Genomic DNA, 23139 nt, shown 5'->3' on the forward strand with positions numbered 1-23139 from the left:
GGAGGGTAGGAGCATACCATTGCTGGTTTGCTCCCCCCTAAGAACCGTACGTGCGAATTTCACCGCATACGGCTCAAGCCCTTACTAAGTGTCTATCTAAATTTCAAACACCGGCTTCACAACAGTTCGACCGTGGTGATGGACTTGGTGATGGCAGTTGGGATGCAGCAATACTCGATTCCCTAGAGCGTCCGAACCTCCGTGGGTTCGGTAGACGATGTGATGGTCATCCCATCCCGTCTCTTTGGTTATCTTGCATTGACACACCGCGCACAAGCCTCGCTGGTCGACATACAACTTGATCCACTGTTTCCGGTGCGACATGTTTTCCAACATGCGATCCCGACGTAGATTTTCGCCATACATCTCCTGCGCTGGATCAAAGGGATTGAAGTCCCCCCGAATCTTCTTGTGCCGTTTGATGGGCGTGCTAGCAAGCGAGTACAGCTCCCGCCAGCGCTTTTCCCCATCGCCTTCCACTAACTCGGTCCCGAACACCCAGTTCCGATCACCCAACGAAGCGAAGTACTTCTTCCGCACCCATTCGGTGTTCTTTTCTCGGTGCCGCCGTTTCGCCCACCAGAATAGAGCCCGGAAAATCTGGTGCTCCATCTTGTTGAACGTCGCCTTCGCAACCACTGGGCTGTGATACTGTGCCCACCCCCGCAGCATCGGGTTCAGCAATCGGATCAAGACCTCCTGCTTTACCGTCTTGTTTGCACTGATTGCTTCCTTCACCTTGCGATAAAACGCTTGCGCGTTTTTCTTGCTCGGTTTGATGAGCAGCCTTCCAGAGTATTTCCGGAAATGCCACCCAAGGAAGTCAAAACCTTCGGCGATGTTGACGATCCGCGTTTTCTCCGTGGATAGCGAAAGTCCCCGTATTGCTAGGAACTCTTCCACCCATGGCTTAACTTCGTGCTCTAAGACCTCCGGGGTACTACCGGTGATCACGAAGTCGTCGGCGTATCGCACAACGTTTACCTTCAGCTTCTTCGTGTGAACAACACCAAGTTTCGCCCGCAAGGAGTCCACCAGTTGTCGTTCCAGTCCATTCAGTGCCACGTTTGCCAAGGTCGGGGAAATGATGCCCCCCTGTGGCGTTCCGGCTTCGGTCGCCTGAAACTGGCCTTGAAATACCACGCCAGCCTTCAGCCACTTCCGAAGGATTGCTCTGTCCATCGGGACGTTGCGCTCCAGCCAGTCGTGACTGATATGGTCAAAACACCCGCGGATATCCGCCTCCAGCACCCATTGGGCCGAAGCCTTTTGGGATAGGGAGACAAAGAGCTGGGACATCGCATCCGCAGTGGAACGATTGCTCCGGAACCCGTAAGAGTTCGGATCGCTCGTCCCTTCGGACACTGGTTCCAGCGCCAGCAGGTATAGCGCCTGCATGGCCCGGTCCAACATGGTCGGGATGCCCAAAGGGCGTTCCTTTCCGTTGGATTTGGGGATGAAGACCCGCCGTAATGGCATGGGCCGATACCCCCGGCGCTTCAACCGCCCGATGGCTTCCCATCGGACTTCAGGCGAGTCCCAGAGTTCGCGGTCGACACCTGCCGTCCGCTTACCTTGGTTCTCCGTCACTCGTCGTACCGCCGATGCCTTGGCGGAGAACGAGCGGGTCAGAGATCGTTGCAGGGCTTTCACTCTGCGCCAATCCCCTTCCTGTGTTGCCTTCGCAATTCGAATCTGCATTGCTCGAACATTCCGTTCGACGCGGCGCCAATTGATGTCGCCCCATCGCTGGGGGATGCCGGAGGGCGCAGATTCATCCTTGCGGATCAATGCTTCCATGCTGCTCTCCTATCTTGAGGACTTCCCCAAACAGAAGAGACAACACGCCCCTTGAGGGGCGTGTCACCCCTCAAGGGAAGAAAATTAAACAAGCGAGTTCAGTCAGCCGTCTTGCGACGAAAGACCAGTTGGAAGTCTGCCCGCTTTCGCGTGGGGAACGAGCCCCTATCCGGATCATTACAACCCGGCATTCGCTTTCTCCAACCTCCCATACCCGCACAGCCAACAGCGTCCCTTACGGTTCGCCTGCCGAAGCCAACCAGCACTCCGGCAGCCATACGGGCTTACCACGTTCCCTGCGCGTTACAAGACCGGGTTAGGGCCTGCCTCTCCACCGGTGGCCGTCATGGCGACGTGTCTCGACTGTCCAGCGAGACATCCGGCCACATACCTTTTTGGTTAGTGCCTATCAGCAGCTTTGGCACTGCAATCCTGACGGTGTTTATCAGCAGTTCACATATGTTGCCCATACCAGTCAGCCTGGCTCCTCAACCCCATTGCTGCTCGGAGTCTCTACGCCTCTATCTCACAATAGTGACGCACCCTTGCGGGGGCTACGTTGTCAGGAGAGCTTCACACCCCACCGTTAACCAGTGACGCGTGTCTCCCTAGGCTACTGCTAGTCGCATAGCAGGTTCTCTATCGGGGCACCCTCTCGGGTGTACTCGACCGAACCATAACGCGCAGAGCTATACGCTCCGGGAACCTCACTTCATTACTTCAGTGCCTCCATACTGGCAGGCGCTTGACGACAGACGTGCTCTCGCGAGCGTGTGGTCTGCGTCCCAAAGAACGTAGCGCCGACCCAACCGGGCCGGTTTTGAATGCTATGTAGCGGAGATGCAACAAAACTGCCGCTGCATACCCACCCGCACCTACCAACGTAGGGCGTTGACCGAGAACTTGCCCAAAGGCAAGCGTCTCCGCCTTTGGGCAATGGCTGGACATCCATCCAGCAGAAAGCAAGCTGCGAGTTAGCCGATGCGCTGGCCTTCCCACCACACATAGACTCACCCAGCCTTGCGACTGGGCTTGTCAAAGCAAGAAATGGTTGAGATTGGACGGTTCAGGCCGAAGCCTTCCCCTTGTCTCAACAAAGGTCGATGCTCTTAACGTAGAGCGGCCGGACACGAAGTGCGTGTCGCACGAACAGGGGGATTCTAGCAGCCATCTTGATCACTTTTGCTCAAATTCCCCCAATAGGCACGCCATTCGCAGCGAACGGCTATCAGTCTGGGCGGTCGGCGCCCCGATCCGGGCCGCTTTCGGTGCCCTCGCGGGGGTCCACGGCGTCCCAGTCATCGTCGCCGGCCGGGGGCGGAATGCCCTCCAGACGCGGATCGAATGGGGCCGGCTCGTCCGGCCGCGAAGCCAGCCACTGGGCGAGCTCTACCACGGCTTCGCGCAGGGCATCGAGACCCAGCCCATCACGCGCCGAAATGAACACGCGCGTCGGCACGCCTTCCTCGTTGCGCTCGATGCGAGGGCCCTGCTCCAGCAGTTCCGGCGCCGCATCGATCTTGTTCATCACCACGATTTGCGGGATGTCGGAGGCGTTGATTTCCGCCAGTACGCGGTTCACCTGCTCGATCTGCTCATGGCGCACGGGGCTCGACGCGTCCACCACGTGCAGCAGCAGGTCCGCGTGGACCGTTTCGTCCAGCGTGGCGCGGAACGCCGCCACCAGCTGCGTCGGCAGGTCGCGAATGAAGCCGACCGTATCGGACAGCACCACATTGCCGAATCCATCCAGAAACAGCCGGCGCGAGGTGGTGTCGAGCGTGGCGAACAGCTGATCGGCCGCATACGCCCGCGCCTTGGTCAGCGCATTGAACAGCGTCGACTTTCCTGCGTTGGTATAGCCGACCAGCGAAATGCTGAGCGTGTCGTTACGGGCGCGGGCACGGCGCTGCGTATGGTGCTGGCGCTGCAGGCGCGCCAGATCGGTCTTGAGCCGCTTGGCGCGATCATCGAGCATCCGGCGGTCCAGTTCGAGCTGTCGCTCGCCAGGGCCGCCGCGCATGCCGATACCGCCCTTCTGGCGCTCCAGGTGGCTCCACGCCCGCACCAGGCGCGACGCCTGGTATTGCACCTGGGCCAGTTCCACCTGCACCTTGCCCACGTGGCTTTGCGCACGCTGGCCGAAGATATCGAGGATCAGGCCGGTACGGTCGATCACGTGACGCCCCAGGAATCGCTCCAGGTTACGTTGCTGGGCCGGGCTCAGTGCGTGGTTGAAGACGACCACATCGGCATCCAGGGCGTCCGCCGCCTCCTTGAGCTCTTCCGCCTTGCCCGAACCGATGAACAACGCCGGATCGGGGCGCGATCGCTTGCCGGTCAGCGTGTGTACTGGCACCGAGCCGGCCGTGGAGGTCAGCAGCGACAGTTCGGAAAGGCTTTCCTGGAAGTCATGCTTGCCGAAATCCACGCCGACAAGGATCGCGCGCGAAGGATCGGTCTGGGAGGTAGCTCTGGGTTGCAAGCGGGTGGACGCCAAGCGCCGGAAAAATAGGTTGGAAAACGGGGTTGGATCCGATTGTCAAGACAATGGCAGGACTCGCCGCGGCAAGCTGTCGCTCACCAGTGCCAAGGAGCTCGGTGACGGATGCAGGCTTGATCGGGAACCGGATTCGGAAGGTGCCGCCCTGTCAGGGCAGCGCCCGCGGCGCAGGCCGGAGAACAGCTGGGGCGGGAACGTGCAGCGTGACGGCCGCATGCGGATGCGGCCGCCCACAAACGAGGAAAAATCAGCCCTCGGAGGAATCATCCACACGGAAATTGACCGCGCGCGCCGGCACGACGGTAGAAATCGCATGCTTGTACACCATTTGCGTCACAGTGTTACGCAACAGCACGACATACTGGTCGAACGACTCGATATTGCCTTGCAGCTTGATGCCATTGACGAGATAGATGGAAACCGGCACGTGCTCTTTGCGCAGCGCGTTAAGGAACGGGTCTTGTAGCAATTGCCCTTTGTTGCTCATGGCACACTCCAAAATTATAGATTTAGTGATGGATCATGGGGACGAAAGTCCCCGGTTCAAGTCAGTTGGCGCAAAAACGCGCCAGAAAAAAGATCAAAACGGTACCAAGCTGGCATCAACGCAGCAGGGCTTCCCCTGCTACTCGTGAATTTAGCCGCAGTTCCAAACGAACGCAAACGAAACTTCGGACGAGGAACGGCACCTTTTGGGCTCAATCCTTCGATTCGGCGTAAGGGTTTTTGTTCGTACGGAATTCGATGCGCAACGGCGTGCCCTTGAGCTTGAACGCCGTCCGGAAGCGGTTTTCCAGATAACGCTTGTACGCGTCCGTCACGTTCTGCAGTCCGTTGCCGTGGATGACCACGATCGGAGGATTGGAACCGCCCTGGTGCGCGTAGCGCATCTTGGGGCGCGACACCCCCGCGCGCTTCGGTTGCTGGAATTCCACCGCTTCCTGCAGCACTCGCGTGAGTTGCGGCGTCGGCAGCTTGACCATCGCGGCGGCGTACGCATCGTCGACCGAGCGCAGCAATGCACCAATTCCGGTACGTTCCTTGGCCGACACGTAATGGACGTTCGCGAAGCTCAGGAACTGGAGCTTGCGCTCCAGGTCGTGCTTCACGCGGTCGCGGGCGTGGCCGTCAAGGCCATCCCACTTGTTCACGCCCACCACCAGTGCGCGGCCCGACTCCACGATAAAGCCGGCGATATGCGCATCCTGCTCGGAAATGTCCTGCTGGGCATCGAGCAGCAGCACCACCACGTTGGCATCCGCAATCGACTGCAGCGTCTTGACCACCGAGAACTTTTCGATGGCCTCGAACACCTTGCCGCGCTTGCGCAGGCCCGCGGTGTCGATCAGCGTGTAGGGCTTGCCGCCACGCTCGAACTCCACATAGATCGCGTCGCGCGTGGTGCCCGGCATATCGAACGCGATCACGCGTTCTTCGCCGATCAGCGTGTTGACCAGCGTGGATTTGCCGACGTTCGGCCGGCCCACGATGGCGATCTTTGTGCCGCGCTGGCCGGCGTCGTCCTGGTCGGCCAGTTCCGGCCGCTCCTGCACGGCAAGCTCCAGCGCCTCGTCGACGAGTTCGCTCACGCCGTCGCCGTGCGTGGACGAGATCGCGTACGGATCGCCCATGCCCAGCTCGTAGAAGTCGGCTGCCACCGAGGTGTACCTCATGCCCTCGGCCTTGTTGACGGCCAGCATGATGCGCCGACCGGTCTTGCGCAGGTAGTCGGCGATCACCCGATCCTGCGGCGCAAGCCCCAGGCGACCGTCCACCAGGAAGATCACGACGTCCGCTTCCACCACGGCCTGGCGCGTCTGCTTCGCCATCTCGGCCACGATGCCGTCCTTGGCAACGGGTTCGAAGCCGCCGGTGTCGATCACGATGAACGGACGATCGCCGATACGGCCCTCGCCGTAGTGGCGATCCCGTGTGAGGCCCGGCAGATCGGCGACGAGGGCGTCGCGCGAGCGGGTCATGCGATTGAATAGCGTCGACTTGCCCACATTAGGACGGCCGACGAGTGCGATAACTGGTTTCATTCAATAAACGGAAACAGGGGCCGGCACGCGCCGTCCCCCAGCAATTCCGGAGTCATGTTGATCCGACAACCACCGTACTTGTCTACGGCTGGCCGCTTTTCCTGTCGGGGCGGATACGGAACCGCAGTCCCATCCCGCTGTTGTTGGCACGACCAGGGATCATGCTACCGGATTGGCACCGCCCACGCGACAGGGGCATGGGCGGCCTTGCGTGCGCTGGCACGCTTTCATTCTGGCACCATCGCTGGCGCCCCTGGCAATCAGCCGATCAGTTCGGTACGAAGCCGTAGACGTCGCCGTCACGGGTCTGCACCACCAGCGTCTGGCCGGCAATCACCGGTGCGGCGCTGATCGCACTGCCGTCCGTCTTCATGCGCGCCAGGACGGTGCCATCCTCGCGCGACAGGAAGTGGACAAATCCTTCATAGTCGCCCACGACCACCGAGCGGCCGATGGACGCCGGGGCGCCCAGGCTGCGGTAGCGCAGGTCCGTATTCTTCCAACGCTCGTTGCCGTTCTGGCGATCGAACGAGAACACCGCCGACGTTTCGTCGCTGGCGAACAGCGAGCTGTCGTCCTGCGTCAGGCCCATCGGCGACGAGAAATCCTTGCCCCACTGCGGCTGGCCGTTGGCCAGTTCCAGGCAGGCAATGCGACCCTGGAACGTGGTGGCGCAAACCTGTCGGCCCATGACGGCTGGCATGCCCGTCACATCGTTCAGACGCTCGATCTCGGACACCCCCTTCGGATACGACACCGTGCTTTCCCACCGCAGCACGCCATTGCCCGGAGCCAGCACGCCCAGCTTGCCGCCCGGGAAACCCGTGACGATGCCATCACCGGCATACACCATGCCCATCGCGGCGCGCAGGTTCAGCGGTGACTGCGAACGCTGGTAGATCCAGCGGCGGTCGCCCGTGCCGGCATCCAGTCCGATGATACGGGTGTCGGTGGTACGCACCACCACCAGGCCGTTGCCAACCAGCGGTGCCGACAGGACCTCGCCATTGACCTGCTTCTTCCAGATCTGCTTGCCGCTCTTGTCGAACGCGTAGATCGCGCCCTTCTCTCCAGCCACGGCGGTCGTGTCGCCGTCCGAACCCGGACCCGAAGTCAGGTCAAGATCGGTCTTCGCCTTCCAGAGCGTCTGGCCGCTGCTGGCGTTGATCGCCATCACCGCGCCGCTCTTGCCAGACACGAACACCACATCGCCAGCTGCCACCGGGGCCATGACGTACGGGCCGCTCTTGCCCACGTCGGCCTTCCAGGCCTGCTTGACCGACAGCGTGGCCGAAATCGGCTTCAGTTCGGTGGGCGGGTGCTTGTTTTCCTTGCTGAACAGCGAGCAGCCCGCCAGCAGGCCAAGGCAGGTGCCGGCCACGAGCGTACGGGTTGCGGCTGTGCGAAGCAATGACGTCATAGGATGCGATCCTGAATTTTTTGAAAGGGTCCGCCGTCCGCTCACGCGGTGCCCAGCGCGTCGAGCTTGAACTGGATGATCTGGCGCATGCCGCCTTCACTCGCGCCGAGCTTTTCCAGCGCGCGGCGGTAGGCGGTGCGTGCCTCGTCGCGCTTGTCCTGGGCGGCCAGCAGATCGCCACGGCGATCGGCGAACAGCGCCTCGTATTGCGCAGGTGCATCCTTCAGCAGCGCCAGCCCCTGGTCGTAGGCCTTTTCGTCCAGCAGCACGCCGGCCAGGCGCACGCGCGCCAGCGGTGCGTAGTCGTCACCACCATGGTCGATAGCCCACTGCAGTTGCGTCTTGGCGCCGGCAAGGTCGCCCGCGTCGTACAGCACCTTGGCTGCCGTCAGCGCGCTCATCGGGCCATAGGCGGTGCGGCCGAACTTGTCTTCCAGATCGGTCGCCGCGCGCTTGACGCGCTCGGCGTCGCGCGCCTCGGCAGCCTTGGTCACCTGCTCGTACAGCACCGCCGCGTCGCCGGCCTGCTTGCGCTGCCAGTAGTTCCAGCCGGACCAGCCCGCGAACGCCAGCAAGGCGACAATCAGCGCCCAGGTGACGGCATTGCCATACTGTTTCCACCAGGCCTTGAGGCTCTCAAGCTGTTCCTGTTCTTCTAGATCGTAAGCCATGTCGAGGCAGTTACCCGCGTTGGTTGAAATTGACACGGCCGCTTCCTGGCAGGACAGCGGCCGTGCGGCGCGATTCCGACGGCGTGCCTATTGCTCGTCGTCCTCGTCGTCCGATTCGATGTCGTCGACCATCCTGTCGATGATGAAGTCGACGACATTCTCGGCCGGCACGCTTGTCTGCGGGCCGCCTTCGGCCGCATTGCCGCTGCGCAGCTGCTTGACCTGCACCGTGCCGGCGGCGATTTCGTCGTCGCCAATGATAACGGCAAAGGATGCGCCACTTGCGTCCGCGCGCTTCATCTGCGACTTGAAGCTGCCGCTTTTGCCGTCGGGCGTGGCATGGAAGACCACGTCCAGGCCTGCGTCGCGCAGCCGTTCGCCGGCAATCATCGCCTGCTCGCTCGCTGCCTGGCCCTGGTGGACCATGTACACGTCGCAACCCTGCGATTCGGGCACCAGCTTTTCCTCGCGCAGCAATTCGATGATGCGCTCGATACCCATCGCCCAGCCGCAGGCCGGCGCGGGCTTGCCACCCATCTGCTGGATCAGCGGATCGTAGCGGCCACCGCCGGCGATCGTGCCCTGGGCGCCGAGCTTGTCGGTGATCCACTCGAACACGGTCAGGTTGTAGTAGTCCAGACCGCGCACCAGGCGCGGATTGATCTTGAAGGGGATGTTGTTCGCCTTCAGTATCCGCTGCACGCCCTCGAAGTGGGCCAGCGATTCCTCGCCCAGGAAGTCGATCAGCTTCGGCGCGTTGGCCGCCATCTCCTGCAGCGCCGGATTCTTGGTGTCCAGCACGCGCAGCGGGTTGGTGTACAGGCGACGCTTGCCATCCTCGTCCAGGATGTCCTTGAAGCCTTCCAGGTACTTGATCAGTTCCTCGCGGTGCGCGGCACGCTCGTGTGCCTGGCCCAGCGAGTTCAGTTCCAGGCGCACGCCGACCAGGCCCAGGTCGTCCCACAGGCGCTGGCACATCAGGATGATTTCCGCATCCACGTCCGGGCCGGCAAAGCCCAGCGCCTCGGCACCAAGCTGGTGGAACTGGCGATAGCGGCCACGCTGCGGCTTTTCGTGACGGAACATCGGGCCGGTGTACCACAGGCGCTTCGGGCCGTCGTACAGCAGATTGTGCTCGATGGTGGAACGCACGGCCGCCGCGGTGCCTTCCGGACGCAGCGTCAGGTTCTCGCCGTTCAGGGCGTCGGTGAAGGAATACATTTCCTTCTCGACGATGTCGGTCACCTCGCCGATACCGCGCACGAAGAGCTGCGTATGCTCGACGATCGGCGTGCGGATCTGCTGATAGCCATAGGCACGCAGCATACTGCGCGCGGCGTTCTCAAACATTTCCCACAGCGGGGCGTCGGCGGGCAGCATGTCGTTCATGCCCTTCACGCCCTGCAGTGCCTTGTCGGCCTTCGTCTTGTCTTCGCTCATTGTTCTCTTCGTGATACCGATTCTGACCTGGCGCCCTGCGCTCAGGCCACCGCGCCCTGTTTTGCCTGCCTGGCATTCGGGCCGTAGTGCGAGCGGACGTACTCGTCCACGATCGCCTGGAATTCCTGGGCAATGTTCTCGCCGCGCAGCGTCTTGACCTTCACGCCATCGACGAACACCGGCGCTGCCGGCGATTCGCCCGAGCCGGGCAGCGAAATGCCGATATTGGCGTGCTTGCTCTCGCCGGGGCCGTTGACGATGCAGCCCATCACGGCCACGTCCATCTCTTCCACACCCGGGAACTCGTTCTTCCAGACCGGCATCTGCTCGCGCAGATAACCCTGGATGCTGGCCGCCAGCTCCTGGAACGTCGTGCTCGTGGTACGACCGCAACCGGGGCATGCGATCACCATCGGGGTGAAGTTGCGCAGGCCCATCGTCTGCAGGATTTCCTGGCCGACGTAGACTTCCTTCTCGCGCGCCGCGCCGGGTTCCGGCGTCAGCGAAATACGAATCGTGTCGCCGATGCCTTCCTGCAGCAGCACCGACAACGCCGCCGTCGAGGCCACGATGCCCTTGCTGCCCATGCCGGCCTCGGTCAGGCCCAGATGCAGCGCATACTCGCAGCGGCGCGACAGTTCGCGGTACACCGCCACCAGTTCCTGCACCTGCGAAACCTTGCACGACAGGATGATCTGGTTGCCAGCCAGGCCGATTTCCTCGGCCTTCTGCGCCGACTCGATCGCCGACGTGATCAGTGCCTCGACCATCACGCTCTGCGCGGGCCACGGCTCTGCGCGCCTGGCGTTCTCGTCCATGATGCGCGCGAGCAGGTCCTGGTCCAGGCTGCCCCAGTTCACCCCGATGCGCACCGGCTTGTTGTAGCGGCACGCCATCTCGATCATCTCGGCGAACTGCTTGTCGCGCTTGGCGCCCTTGCCCACGTTGCCGGGGTTGATCCGATACTTCGACAGCGCCTGCGCGCACTCGGGATAGTCGTGCAGCAGCGTATGGCCGTTGTAGTGGAAGTCGCCCACCAGCGGCACGTTCACGCCCATGCGGTCCAGTTGCTCGCGGACGGCCGGCACGGCCGCCGCGGCTTCCGGCGTATTGACGGTAATTCGGACGATCTCGGAGCCTGCGCGCGCCAGATCCTTGATCTGGATGGCAGTGCCGATCGCGTCGACGGTGTCCGTATTGGTCATCGACTGGACGCGCACGGGTGCGCCGCCGCCGATCGTCACGATATTGTCGCCCCACACGACGCTGGCCTGGCGCGAGACACGGCGCGGCAGCGGACCCGGAATCACCGGGTGGGAAGCATTCTGGTGCATTGCGTTACCACCTTCAAATGGCATGACTGATTGCGCTGCCCGGCCGCATTACTGCAGGGTCAGGCGCGCCACATTGTTCCGGTCGGCAGACTTGAAGTTCACCGGCGAGCCATTGTGCGCCAGCGACTCCACGCCTTTCACGTTGCCGAGGATGACCTTGTACGGACCGCCCGCGCCGCTGCCGGCCACGGCGTCGCCGCCCTTGGCCGTGCCGCCCAGGATCACCTTGCCGGTGCGATCACGCACCTCGTACCAGGTGTCGGAGGCAAAGCGGATCTGCACCGCGCCATCGCCGGACGCCGTCGAAGCGGGCGCTGCTGCGGCAGCAGGCGCCGCAACGGCGGGCGCCGCCGGCTTCGCCGGCGCGTCCTGCGCCAGGTTCACGGCGCCGCCCGTTGCCAACGGCATGCCAGCCGTCGTGGTGGCCACCGGGGCCTGGGCCGGAGCCGCCGTCGCAGGGGCCGGAGCCGCCTTGGTTGCCGGCTCGGCCGGCTCTGCCTTGGCCGTCGCTTCGGCGGGGGCCGCCTCGGACGGCGCCGGCGAATCGTTGCCAGCCATCACCGGCGGCAAGGCCGCGGTCACGGTGCCGTCGCCGTTGCTCTGCGTGGTGCCTTCCTCCGAGACTTTCTCGGCCGGCTTGTCGCTTGCCGGGGCCTCCGCCGCGGCCTTGCTGTGTGCATCGAACCATGCCTTGGCGTGGTCGTAGCCGAAATAAACGCCCGCAGCCACCAGTGCCAGCACGCAGACCAGCCAGATCCAGCGGCCACCGGCGCCGCCGCCAGTCTTGCTGCCGAACCGCTTGCGGTCGTCGAACGTCTGGTTCAGCGCGCCTTCATGGCGGCGCGTGATGCCCGTGACCGGCGTGGCCTGCGCCCGCGCGTGATACTGGCCAAGCAGCGCGTCGATATCGATCTGGAGCGTGCGCGCATAGGCGCGCATCACGCCCTTGGCAAACGTCACGTCCATCAGACTCGACACATCGCCTGCCTCGATCGCCACAAGCTTGTTCGGCGCCACCTTCAGGCGTGCCCCGACATCTTCCAGCGACAAGCGTTGCGCCTCGCGACCCTCTTTCAGTTGCGCCCCGATCTCGCGGGCCACTGCCTCGCGGTCGGAGTCTGTCGCGCCGCCGGCAACGTGCGTTGCTGCCTGGCTACCGGCGCGCTCTTCTTCATTCATCCCAAGCTCCTCTCTCGTATGCGGTCAGCTCGCGCGAATCGGGGAAACGGTTACGCAGTTCCGCGATCATCGCGCCCTGCGTCTGGGTATCGCCCTGGCGGTGGGCAATGCGCGCACCCAGCCAGAGGGATTGCGCGCTGGCAAAGCGGCTCGCGTTGACGCGGCCGGCAAACTGCCTGGCTTGTCCCATGTCCCCGCGCTGGAAATTCAATTGCGCGAGATTCATGAGCACTGACGGATCGTTACGGTCATATCCGTAGGCCGTTTGCAGATTTTTTTCGGCTTCGGCCATGTTGCCGTTGCGCATCTCGCAAATGCCGAGGTTCGTCAGCGGCTTGACCGGCCCATTCATCGAAGGGGTCTGCACCGCGCGCTGCAGCGTGGCCTTGCCCTCGGCATAACGGTTGGTCTGGCACAGGAACCAGCCATAGTTGTTCAGCACATCCGGATCGTTCGCCCGCATGTTCAGCGCGGTGCGGAAGCTGTCCTCGGCCAGCGCGTTCTCGTTCATGCCCATGTAGATCAGGGCACGCACGTGATAGGCGTCGGCGTTCGACGGATCGATACTGATGGCCTGCTTGACCTCGTCAAGCGCCACCGGATACTGGCGTGCCTCCAGATACTGCGTGGCCAGACGCAGCCGGAGCGACGCGCGCTTGTCAGCGGCAGTCTGGTCGGAAGCGGTCTTGATGTCCTGCTGGGGCCCGGCGGGCAGCGTGCAGGCGGACAGCATCAACAGCCCTGACAGGGCAGCGACAAGCAGACGGGTCATGCAGGACGGGCCTCCCGAGCGGTTCCGGCAGCCACCGGAACCAGTGGCGTGATCTTGCCGAACTTGCCGCGCTCGGCCAGACGGGTACGATCCATGACCTCGCCGGCCAGTTGCCCGCAGGCAGCGTCGATGTCGTCGCCACGGGTCTTGCGGATCGTCGTAACGATGCCCGCATCCATCAACACCTGGGCGAAGCGACGAATCTGCTCGTTGTTCGATCGCTTCAGGCCGGATTCCGGGAACGGGTTGAACGGGATCAGGTTGAACTTGCAGGGCACGTCGGCCACAAGCTTCAGCAGCTCCCGCGCATGTTCGACGGTGTCGTTGACGCCGTCGAGCATGCAGTATTCGAAGGTAATGAAATCACGCGGCGCGAATTCCAGGTAGCGGCGGCAGGCCGCCATCAGATCGGCCAGCGGATACTTGCGGTTCAGCGGCACCAGCACGTCGCGCAGCGCATCGTTCGACGCGTGCAGCGACACGGCCAGGGCCACGGGGAGGTCCCTGGACAGGCGGTCCATCATCGGCACCACGCCGGACGTGGACAGCGTCACGCGGCGGCGCGACAGCCCGTATGCGTTGTCGTCGAGCATCAGCCGCATGGCCGGCACGACGGCATCGTAATTCAGCAGCGGCTCGCCCATGCCCATCATCACCACGTTGGAGATGACACGGTCGTCCTTCGGACCTCGGCCCAGCTGGGCGCGCATGGCGAATTCGGCCATCCAGAGCTGGCCAATGATTTCGCCGGTCGTCAGGTTGCGGGAAAAACCCTGCTTGCCGGTCGAACAGAACCGGCAGTTGACGGCGCACCCCGCCTGCGACGACACGCACAGCGTACCGCGCGTGTCCTCGGGGATGTACACCGTCTCCACCGCGTTGCCGGCGCCGACATCGAGCAGCCATTTGCGCGTGCCGTCAGCCGACAGGTTGTCGGTGATGATGGCGGGCGACCGGATCTCGGCCCGCGTCGCGAGCTTTTCGCGCAGCGACTTGGCGAGATCCGACATGGCGTCGAAGCGGCTGGCACCGAACTGGTGGATCCAGCGTTGTAGCTGCCGCGCACGGAACGGCTTCTCGCCGAGCTCGCCGCAATAGGCGGTGAGCGCGTCCGCGTCGAGGTCGAGCAGGTTGACGAGATCGTTCATGACGGCAGTTTCCAGCTTGACTACAGGTTCAGTCTGAGTGTCAGAAGACAATCAGCGGCTGTAAACGTTCATGCCCGGGAAGAAGAAAGCCACTTCCACGGCAGCCGTTTCAGCGGCGTCCGAGCCGTGCACGGCGTTGGCATCGATGCTGTCGGCGAAATCGGCGCGGATCGTACCCTTTTCAGCCTTCTTCGGGTCCGTGGCGCCCATCAGGTCGCGGTGCTTGGCAATGGCGTTCTCGCCTTCCAGAGCCTGGATCATGACCGGGCCCGAAACCATGAAGTCCACCAGATCCTTGAAGAACGGGCGTGCCTTGTGCACGGCGTAGAACTGCTCGGCTTCACCGCGCGACAGGTGAACCATCTTGGCAGCAACGATCTTCAGGCCAGCGGCCTCGAAACGGGCGTAGATCTGGCCGATAACGTTCTTGGCCACGGCATCCGGCTTGATAATCGACAGGGTGCGTTCGATCGCCATGAAAAACTCCGAAAAATGAAGGGGTTACAAATGGATTAAACGTGCAATTCTAGCACGACCGCATGGCGGATTCGAGCATGCGCGCCAACCGTCCCGACGATACTTGCGGCGCACGCCGTTGCCGCGTTTATTGTTATTTATAAATCACATTACATTCGTGAAATGTGGGAACGGCGGCGCAAACCCTTCGTCAAATGTTTGCGTTTTCGGAAAACAACTAATGACAAGGGTGATTGTGTGGACAAAGCCCCTTGCAAATCCGCAGGCGCGATGCCACATTGGCGCTGTGCCGTCGGGTTGCTCCGGCGCCTCACATAGAACTGATGACAGGAGTCACGATGAACGACAAGCTGAATACTTACGGATTCGGCAATAGTGCTGCGGGCGTCACCGACGTTGCCGTCCGCAACCGGGTCCTACGCAACACCTACTGGCTGCTGGCCATTTCGATGATCCCGACCGTGCTGGGCGCATGGATCGGCGTGGCCGCCGGATTCGCCGGCCTGGTCGCAGGCAGCCCCGGCATGTCGGCGCTGCTGTTCCTGGCCGTCGCATTCGGTTTCATGTTCGCGATCGAGAAGACCAAGAACAGCAGCATGGGCGTGGTCCTGTTGCTGGCCTTCACGTTCTTCATGGGCCTGATGCTGGCGCGCATTCTCAGCCTGACGCTGTCGTACTCGAACGGCCCGGCGCTGATCATGTACGCGTTCGGCGGCACCGCGGCGGTGTTTGGCGTCATGGCGACGATCGCCACGGTCAGCAAGCGCGATTTCTCGGGCCTGGCCAAGTTCCTGTTCGTCGGCGTCGTACTGCTGATCCTGGCCAGCATTGCCAACATCTGGCTGCAGCTGCCGGCCCTGATGATCACGCTGTCGGTCATCGCCATCGCGATCTTCTCGATCTTCATCCTGATCGACGTGCAGCGCGTGGTGAACGGCGGCGAGACCAACTACATCACCGCCACGCTGGCCATCTACCTGGACGTGTACAACGTCTTCGTGAACCTGCTGGCGCTGCTGGGCATCTTTGGCGGCAACCGCGACTGAGTCGCCCCGCCATCATGAAAATAGCCGCCCTCGGGCGGCTATTTTTTTTGTGCGGCCGGCATTGGCCGCATCCTCGGTCGTGCTCAGTCGCGCTCGAATACGGCGATCGACTCCACGTGCGACGTATGCGGGAACATGTTCACCACGCCTGCACCGGCCAGGCGATACCCCGCCTCGTGCACCAGCAGGCCGGCATCGCGCGCCAGCGTGGCCGGGCTGCACGACACGTAGACGATGCGCTTGGGCAGCACGTCGCTGCCTGCCTGATGCAGTTCGCCCAGCGCCTTGCAGACGGCCAGCGCGCCTTCGCGCGGCGGATCCACCAGCCAGCGGTCGAAGCGGCCAAGCGCGGCGATATCCTCGGCAGTCACCTCGAACAGGTTGCGGCAGGCAAACGACGTCTTGTCGGCCAATCCGTTGTACCCGGCATTGGCCAGCGCCCGCGTGGTCAGGGCTTCACTACCCTCGATACCCATCACCGACGCACCCTGCGTGGCGAGCGGCAGCGTAAAGTTGCCGATGCCGCAGAACAGGTCAAGCAGCCGATCCGTGGGCTGCGCATCGAGCAGTCGCAGCGCGCGGCCGATCAGGACGCGGTTGATCTGGTGATTGACCTGCGTGAAGTCGGTCGGCTTGAACGGCATGCGGATGCCGAATTCAGGGAGCGTGTAGGCCAGCTCCTGATCCGCCGGATAGAACGGATAGACGGTATCCGGACCCTTGGGTTGCAGCCAGAACTGCACCTGGTGCTTGTCGGCAAAGGCGCGCAGCAGGTCCTTGTCGGCATCGGTCAGCGGCTCCAGGATGCGCAGCACCAGCGCCGTCACTTCGGCGCCAACCGCCAGTTCGATCTGCGGCATGCGGTCACGGATCGACAGCCCCGTTACCAGTTCGCGCAGCGGCACGAGCATCGCGGAAACGTTCGGCGGCAGGATCTCGCAACGCGTCATGTCCGCCACAAAGCTGCTCTTGCGCTCGTGGAATCCCACCAGCACGCCGCCCTTCTTCGCCACGTAGCGCACAGTCAGGCGAGCCCGGTAGCGATAGCCCCAGTCCGGGCCGGCGATCGGGCGGAACACCACGTCCGGCTTCACTTTCGACAGGTGCCAGAGATTGTCTTCCAGCACGCGCTGCTTGATCGCCAGTTGCGCCCGGGCGTCCAGGTGCTGCATCGAGCAGCCGCCGCACACGCCAAAGTGCTGGCAGCCTGGCTCCACGCGCATCACGGACGGGTGCTTGACCTCCACCAGATGCGCCTGCTCGTAGCTGGGCTTGCGGCGGTAGCTCTTGTAGGAGACGGTCTCGCCGGGCAGCGCCCCTTCGACGAAGATCACCTTGCCGGGTGTGCCGTCCTCGTTATTCTCCAGACGGCCAACGCCACGTGCCTCCATGTCGAGGCTGTGAATAGTGACCACGGGATCGCTGGGGATGGCGGATGCGGCGGGTGCGGCACCCGGCTTGCCCGCCATTTCGGGCTTGGAAGATTCGACGGCTTGAGACACCGGAGGGACCTGACGTATTGTTTTGCGAAAGCGCGATTGTAGTCCAGTCACCGCGCCGTCACGAAAGTCCAGAGACGAAAGAGGAAACGATGGAACTGATTTCGTGGAATATCCAGTGGGGACGCGGTGCCGACGGCAAGGTCGACCTTGCCCGCGTTATCGCCACGATCCGCGACATGACCGATCCCGACGTCATCTGCCTGCAGGAGGTCACCCGCGGCTTTTCGGACATGGCAGGCCAGCCGCAGCGCGACCAGGTCGCGGAACTGACCGCGCTGCTGCCCGGCTATCGCGTCATCTTCGCGCCGGGCGTGGACCGCACCCACGGCGACGGTACGCCGCGCCAGTTTGGCAATGTCGTGGCCACGCGATTGCCGGTGCGCGAGATCTTTCGCCATGCCCTGCCATGGCCGGCCGATCCCGACGTGGCATCGATGCCGCGCGTCGCGCTGGAAGTTACCGTGGAAGCCGGAGCCCGGCCGCTGCGGGTCATTTCCACCCATCTGGAGTTCTACTCGAAGCTGCAGCGCGCTGCGCAGGCAGACGCCCTGCGCCAATGGCACTCGGAGGCCTGCGAACACGCGCGCCGCCCCGGCAAGTCGGAAAAAAAGCCCGGCCCGTTCACGCCGGAACCACGTCCGACCGAGGCCATCCTCTGCGGCGACTTCAACAGCAAGCCCGATGACGTGGCCTACAAGCGCATGATCGAACCCTACCCCGATGCCACCGTGAACTGGAAAGACGCCTGGTGCCACATGCATCCGGGGCAGGCGCACGCGCCGACCTGCGCGCTGTACGACAAGGAGCAGTGGCCGGAGCCACCGTTCGCCTGTGATTTCATGTTTGTGACGGAAGACCTGCTGGGCGACGTGACGCGTTGCGAGGTCAATGGCAAGACCGACGCCTCGGACCACCAGCCGATCCACCTGAGCCTGGGCCGCTGACGGGAAGTGCCGCTCGGACGCCGCCCGAAGCCGCAGCAGTCGTCAGTCGTCTTCCTCGGCCTCGGGCGCCATCGGCTGCAGCTTGAACGCGCGCAGGTACTCCATCCACTGCGCGCCCGGCAGCTCGGCCAGCGATTCCTGGATCAGCGCCACTTCCATGTCGAACTCGCGCGGTGACAGGCCGCCGCGCATCAACTGGAAACGGCAGTACATCAGGTAAGTGTTGACGACATCGGTCTCGCAATAGTCGCGGATCTCGTTCAGCTTGCCCTGCTGGAACGCCTGCCAGACCATGCTGCCGTCCATGCCCATCTTGCCCGGAAAGCCGCAAAGCTTGGCCAGGTCGTCAAGTGGCGCGCTGGCCCGCGGCTGGTACATCGCCAGCAGGTCCATCAGGTCCAGGTGCCGCATGTGATAGCGGCTGATGTAGTTGTTCCACTTGAAATCGCGGCTGTCGTCGTCGCGGCCCTCGCCCATCTCCCAATAGCGTGGCGCCGCCACGCCGTGGACCAGGCCGCGATAGTGCAGCACCGGCAGGTCGAAACCGCCACCGTTCCACGACACCAGCTGCGGACTGTAGCGCGCAATCAGTTCGTAGAACTTCTGGATCAGCGTGGCTTCACCATCCTCGAGCGTGCCCAGTGAGCCGACGTGGAATACCGCCGAACCATCGCGCTGGGTGCGACGCAGCACGCACGAAATGGCGGCCACGCGCTGCAGATAGTGCGGCAGGAAGTCGGAGCCGGACTTTTCCCGGCGGGCGGCAAACGCATGCTCGGCGACTTCGGCGTCGCTCATCGATGCGGGATGGTCATGCAAACGGCGCAGGCCGTCGACATCGGGAATCGTCTCGATGTCGAATACCAGCACAGGGGTCATAAAACGGCGTCCTTGCGTACACCTTGCGAAGCGAAATGCCGTTTGAGCTTGACCAGCGCTTCCTGCTGGATCTGGCGCACGCGTTCGCGCGTCAGGCCCATTTCCTCGGCCAGCTCCTCGAGCGTGGCCGGCTCGATGTGGTTAAGCCCGAAACGGCGCTCCACCACATAGCGATGCTTCTCCGACAGGCGTGCCAGCCAGAGCTTCATCAGGTTTTCCAGCTCGCGGTGGGCCACTTCCTGATCGGGCGCGGCGTTATGTTCGTCCGACAGGAAATCGAGCAGGCTCGAACCCGGATCAAGATCGAACGGCGTATCCAGCGAGGTGGTATGTTCGTTGAGTGCCAGCACGTCCTGCACCTCGTCCGGCGTCTTGCCGAGCAGGTGGGCGATGTCCTCGAGGCTGGCGTCGCGGCCATCGGTGCCACCTTTTTCAAGATGACGCTTGGCGCGCAGGACCTGGTTGAGTTCGCGAATCACATGCACCGGCAACCGCACGGTGCGGGCCTGGTTCATGATCGCGCGCTCGATGCTCTGGCGGATCCACCAGGTGGCATAAGTGGAAAAGCGGAAACCGCGCGAAGGATCGAATTTCTCGATCGCGTGCATCAGGCCGAGATTGCCTTCCTCGATCAGGTCGAGCAGCGGCACGCCGCGATTCAGGTAGCCCTTGGCAATGCTCACCACGAGACGCAGGTTGCGCTCGATCATGACCTGCCGGGCCGAAAAATCGCCGCCCTTGGCCAGCGTGGAGAAATGCAGTTCCTCCGGGGCCGAAAGCAGCGGCTTGATACTGATGCGATTGAGGTAGTGCTGGACCGTGTCGGCAGCCAGTTCCGTATGCAGGACGGTGCGGAAGTCGTCGGGTTCCGGTGCGGCTTCAGTGCCGCCCTCTTCCTCTTCGTCTTCTTCCTCGTCTTCGTCCTCGGAGTCGTCGGCGCTCAGATCGGCGTTGCGCTCGGCATTCCGATCGCCATTGTTGCGCAGGCTGCCGCGCGACACGGGCGCGATGGGCTCGTCGGCCACCGGCACCATGTCGGATGCGGGTTCGAGTTCGACCTCGAATACTTCGGCATCGCCCTCAGCGGCTCGGGTTGCCACACCAGCCTTTCCTTCCGGCTGCTTGGGACGACGGGTCCTGCTGACAACTCCGGATGAAACAGTTTTCTGGCGTGGCATGAAACCTCACTGTGGCGGTAGATACCGCATCGGATCGACCGGTTTTCCGTTCTTGCGAACCTCGAAGTGCAGCTTGACCCTGTCAGTATCACTGTTACCCATTTCGGCAATCTTCTGGCCCTTGCGGACCGTTGACTGCTCTGCCACCAGCACCTTGTCGTTATGACCGTAGGCGGTGAGATACGTGTCGTTGTGTTTGATGATGACAAGATTCCCGTAGCCGCGCAAGGGGCCTACGTGAATCACCCTACCCTCGTCGGCAGCCAGCACCGGATCGCCTTTCTTGCCAGCAATATCAATGCCTTTGTTAGCTTTGTCGTCAAATTTACCGATCAATTGTCCGCTCGCCGGCCAGGCCAGCCGGACATCGCCTGCCGGGGCCGACGCGCCACCCGCCGCGCTGGCGCCAGCGGCCGCAGCGGGGGCTGCCGAAGCGGGCGTAGCGGCCGGGGCGGAAGATGCGCTCATCGGCGTGCCCACCGGGCGCGCGGCATCGATCGGCTGCGACTGCACCGTGCCCGGCGCCACCGGCAGGGTGGCCACTCCCGGAGCGGCGTTGACGTCGGCGCTCGGCGGCACCACGCGCAGCAGCTGGCCCACCTCGATCTGGTTAGCGTTGGCCATGTTGTTCCAGGCCGCCACGTCGCGATACGACTGGCCGTTTTCCAGTGCGATACGGTAAAGGGTATCGCCGCGCTTGACCCGATAGTATCCGGCAGGCGCCGGCTCCAGCGCCGCGGCCGTCTGGGCGGTGCCGCCAGACGTCCGGTCCACCACGGGCGCCGGCATCGGCGAATTGGCGCAGGCGGCCAGTACCGCCGCGCAGGCCAGGATGCTCAGATGTTGTCCGACTCGTGTGAAATTCTTCTGATTCACGATGTTGTGCATAGTTCGACTCAGATGGTGCCCGATTTTAAAGGCACAAAGAAAACGGCTTCAAGCGCGGTCCTGTGAAATCGATGCCGATTGAGGCGCTCGATCAGCAGCAGCTGCTGCGTGACCGTCTGACCCGGCGCGCCGTTGCCAGGTGTCACCACCGGCGCAATCAGACGTCCGCCGATGGCCAATTGTTCCAGCAGGGCCTGCGGCACCTCCATGCCGGCCGCGGCAAGGATGATCGACGAGAACGGCGCGGCCTGCGGCAGGCCAAGCATGCCGTCGCCATAATGCAGGCGGATATTCGGCACGCGCAGCGGCCGCAGGTTGGCCTTGGCTTGTTCGTGTAGCGGACGGATTCGCTCGATGGAGAACACTTCCTGCGCGCACAGGCTCAGCACGGCGGCCTGGTAGCCGCAGCCAGTGCCGATTTCGAGCACGCGCGCCAGCGGCTGGTCGGGGGTCAGACCCTCGCGCAGCAGCTCGATCATGCGCGACACCACCGACGGCTTGGAAATGGTCTGCTGATGCCCGATGGGCAGCGCGGCGTCCTCATAGGCCTGCGACGCCAGCCCCGGCTCCATGAACAGGTGGCGCGGCACCGTGGCGATGGCGCCCAGCACCCGCTCGTCGCGGATGCCGCCGGCGCGCAGGCGCGCGGCCAGCGCGGCACGGGCCCGGTCCGACGCCATGCCGCCGCCGCCAGCCGTGGCCGCCGACGCGCGCGCCTCCACGGCACTGCCCGGCGGGGGCGGTGCGGCCGGCGGGGCGGCAGGCTTGCGCGGCTTGACGGTGGCAGGCGCCGGTGCGGCCGCCCGCTTGCCCACCGCAGGCATGCCGGCAGTGCGCGCAGGCGCTGGCTTGCGTTCGACTACCGCATCCAGCGGCAGCGGAAAGCGGGGGCGGCGCGGCGTGGAACTCATTTCGGATACGGCGCAGGAACCAAGGGAACGACAAAAACGATGCCGCCGCGCAGCATACCCGCGCGGCGACCGCGAAGAAACGCCTGAGGGGCGCGCGGCGATGACACGCTCACCCCAGCCACTGTTCGATCTGTTCGAGCTGGCCGCGATGCGTCAGGTCCAGCTGCAGCGGCGTGAGCGAAACGAAGCCATTGGCCGTGGCATGGAAATCGGTGCCTTCGCTGGCATCGCGCGCGTCGCCTGCCGGGCCGATCCAGTAAATGGCGTCGCCGCGCGGGTTCACCTGCTGGATCACCGGCTGCGACGGATGGCGCTTGCCAAGGCGCGTCGCGCGGTGCCCGCGGATATGCTCGAACGGCAGGTTGGGAATATTGACGTTCAGCAGGAACGGTTCGCGCGGCGGACGCGCAATCACGTTCTCGACGATCTCGCGCGCCACGCGTGCGGCCGCATCGAGATGCTCCCAGCCATGATGGACCTGCGAGAACGCGATCGACGGGATGCCGAACAGGTAGCCCTCGATGGCCGCGGCGACCGTGCCGGAGTACAGCACGTCCTCGCCCATGTTCTGGCCCTGGTTGATGCCTGACACCACCAGGTCTGGCCGATCCTCCAGCAGGCCGGTCAGCGCCACGTGCACGCAGTCCGTCGGCGTACCATTGATATAGCGGAATCCCTTCTGCACGCCTTCCTTCGCCTCGTAGACCGAAAGCGGGCGCTGCAGCGTCAGAGAATTCGACGCGCCGCTGTGATTCTGTTCCGGAGCGATCACGGTCACGCGCGCCAGGGGCGCGAGTGCTGCGTGCAGGACGGCGAGCCCCGGCGCAAGGTAACCGTCATCGTTGGCGAGAAGGATATGCATGGCCGCGATTGTACCTGAGCGAAAGGCCGCTGGCGGCACCGCGGATGCACCGGAAACGGGACAGATGCAACGCAGATGGGCCCGCCAGCCGGCCGCCATGCGGCGCCCGAATAGGCGACATGCAGCGATTTTTTCCTGCAGAA

Annotated in this window: 20 protein-coding genes; 2 read left to right on the forward strand and 18 right to left on the reverse strand. The window is 63.6% G+C overall.

Annotated elements, in window-relative coordinates; translation table 11 throughout:
* Positions 1-96: 96 nt before the first annotated feature.
* The 12 genes from ltrA to ndk form a co-directional block, all read right to left on the reverse strand.
* Complete coding sequence (gene ltrA / locus BLQ58_RS00645) at positions 97-1800, reverse strand: group II intron reverse transcriptase/maturase (RefSeq protein ID WP_092594102.1); 1704 nt, start codon at positions 1798-1800, stop codon at positions 97-99.
* A 1228-nt stretch (positions 1801-3028) separates the two neighbouring features.
* The gene (hflX, locus tag BLQ58_RS00650) at positions 3029-4285 is read right to left on the reverse strand and encodes a GTPase HflX (protein WP_092594103.1); all 1257 of its coding nucleotides are present in this window, start codon (positions 4283-4285) and stop codon (positions 3029-3031) included.
* 265 nt (positions 4286-4550) lie between these two features.
* The gene (hfq, locus tag BLQ58_RS00655; protein WP_066733804.1) at positions 4551-4790 is read right to left on the reverse strand and encodes an RNA chaperone Hfq; all 240 of its coding nucleotides are present in this window, start codon (positions 4788-4790) and stop codon (positions 4551-4553) included.
* Between the two features lie 211 nt (positions 4791-5001).
* Positions 5002-6345 carry a ribosome biogenesis GTPase Der gene (gene der, locus BLQ58_RS00660; RefSeq protein WP_092594104.1) on the reverse strand — a complete coding sequence of 448 codons (1344 nt, stop codon included), beginning with the start codon at positions 6343-6345 and terminating at the stop codon, positions 5002-5004.
* 268 nt (positions 6346-6613) lie between these two features.
* Positions 6614-7765, reverse strand: coding sequence for an outer membrane protein assembly factor BamB (gene bamB / locus BLQ58_RS00665; protein WP_092594105.1), 1152 nt, complete (start codon positions 7763-7765; stop codon positions 6614-6616).
* 41 nt (positions 7766-7806) lie between these two features.
* Positions 7807-8436 carry a YfgM family protein gene (locus BLQ58_RS00670; protein ID WP_066733811.1) on the reverse strand — a complete coding sequence of 210 codons (630 nt, stop codon included), beginning with the start codon at positions 8434-8436 and terminating at the stop codon, positions 7807-7809.
* 87 nt (positions 8437-8523) lie between these two features.
* Positions 8524-9876: a histidine--tRNA ligase gene (gene hisS, locus BLQ58_RS00675; protein ID WP_092594106.1), complete on the reverse strand. Its 1353-nt coding sequence runs from the start codon at positions 9874-9876 to the stop codon at positions 8524-8526.
* A gap of 41 nt (positions 9877-9917) precedes the next feature.
* Positions 9918-11210, reverse strand: a complete 1293-nt coding sequence (ispG, locus tag BLQ58_RS00680; protein WP_092594107.1) for a flavodoxin-dependent (E)-4-hydroxy-3-methylbut-2-enyl-diphosphate synthase — start codon at positions 11208-11210, stop codon at positions 9918-9920.
* Between the two features lie 48 nt (positions 11211-11258).
* A complete protein-coding gene (locus tag BLQ58_RS00685; RefSeq protein WP_092594108.1) occupies positions 11259-12389 on the reverse strand; it encodes a RodZ domain-containing protein in 1131 nt (376 codons plus the stop codon).
* Positions 12382-13161: a type IV pilus biogenesis/stability protein PilW gene (pilW, locus tag BLQ58_RS00690; RefSeq protein ID WP_092594109.1), complete on the reverse strand. Its 780-nt coding sequence runs from the start codon at positions 13159-13161 to the stop codon at positions 12382-12384. The genes BLQ58_RS00685 and pilW overlap by 8 nt, the downstream gene beginning before the upstream one ends.
* Positions 13158-14309, reverse strand: a complete 1152-nt coding sequence (gene rlmN / locus BLQ58_RS00695; protein WP_092594110.1) for a dual-specificity RNA methyltransferase RlmN — start codon at positions 14307-14309, stop codon at positions 13158-13160. The genes pilW and rlmN overlap by 4 nt, the downstream gene beginning before the upstream one ends.
* 51 nt (positions 14310-14360) lie before the next feature.
* Complete coding sequence (gene ndk, locus BLQ58_RS00700) at positions 14361-14786, reverse strand: nucleoside-diphosphate kinase (RefSeq protein ID WP_092594111.1); 426 nt, start codon at positions 14784-14786, stop codon at positions 14361-14363.
* A gap of 338 nt (positions 14787-15124) precedes the next feature.
* Here ndk and BLQ58_RS00705 point away from each other — a divergent pair, with 338 nt between their 5' ends.
* Positions 15125-15832 (forward strand): Bax inhibitor-1/YccA family protein, encoded by a 708-nt coding sequence (locus BLQ58_RS00705; protein WP_092594112.1) that lies wholly within the window; start codon positions 15125-15127, stop codon positions 15830-15832.
* A gap of 83 nt (positions 15833-15915) precedes the next feature.
* Here the strand turns inward: BLQ58_RS00705 and rlmD are convergent, their stop codons facing one another.
* Positions 15916-17301, reverse strand: a complete 1386-nt coding sequence (rlmD, locus tag BLQ58_RS00710; protein ID WP_175459825.1) for a 23S rRNA (uracil(1939)-C(5))-methyltransferase RlmD — start codon at positions 17299-17301, stop codon at positions 15916-15918.
* 122 nt (positions 17302-17423) lie between these two features.
* On the opposite strand from rlmD, the gene BLQ58_RS00715 reads away from it, so the two are divergent.
* Positions 17424-18278, forward strand: coding sequence for an endonuclease/exonuclease/phosphatase family protein (locus tag BLQ58_RS00715; RefSeq protein ID WP_092594113.1), 855 nt, complete (start codon positions 17424-17426; stop codon positions 18276-18278).
* A gap of 42 nt (positions 18279-18320) precedes the next feature.
* Here the strand turns inward: BLQ58_RS00715 and BLQ58_RS00720 are convergent, their stop codons facing one another.
* The 5 genes from BLQ58_RS00720 to surE form a co-directional block, all read right to left on the reverse strand.
* Positions 18321-19157 carry a 3'-5' exonuclease gene (locus BLQ58_RS00720; RefSeq protein ID WP_092594114.1) on the reverse strand — a complete coding sequence of 279 codons (837 nt, stop codon included), beginning with the start codon at positions 19155-19157 and terminating at the stop codon, positions 18321-18323.
* Positions 19154-20335 carry an RNA polymerase sigma factor RpoS gene (gene rpoS, locus BLQ58_RS00725; RefSeq protein ID WP_092594115.1) on the reverse strand — a complete coding sequence of 394 codons (1182 nt, stop codon included), beginning with the start codon at positions 20333-20335 and terminating at the stop codon, positions 19154-19156. The genes BLQ58_RS00720 and rpoS overlap by 4 nt, the downstream gene beginning before the upstream one ends.
* 6 nt (positions 20336-20341) lie before the next feature.
* Positions 20342-21223, reverse strand: a complete 882-nt coding sequence (locus BLQ58_RS00730) for a peptidoglycan DD-metalloendopeptidase family protein (protein ID WP_092594116.1) — start codon at positions 21221-21223, stop codon at positions 20342-20344.
* 8 nt (positions 21224-21231) lie between these two features.
* Entirely contained in the window at positions 21232-22134 is a 903-nt protein-coding gene (locus BLQ58_RS00735) for a protein-L-isoaspartate(D-aspartate) O-methyltransferase (RefSeq protein ID WP_092594117.1), read from the reverse strand.
* A 109-nt stretch (positions 22135-22243) separates the two neighbouring features.
* The gene (gene surE, locus BLQ58_RS00740) at positions 22244-22996 is read right to left on the reverse strand and encodes a 5'/3'-nucleotidase SurE (protein WP_092594118.1); all 753 of its coding nucleotides are present in this window, start codon (positions 22994-22996) and stop codon (positions 22244-22246) included.
* Positions 22997-23139: the final 143 nt, after the last annotated feature.

Source organism: Ralstonia sp. 25mfcol4.1, assembly GCF_900104095.1.
Lineage (GTDB): Bacteria > Pseudomonadota > Gammaproteobacteria > Burkholderiales > Burkholderiaceae > Cupriavidus.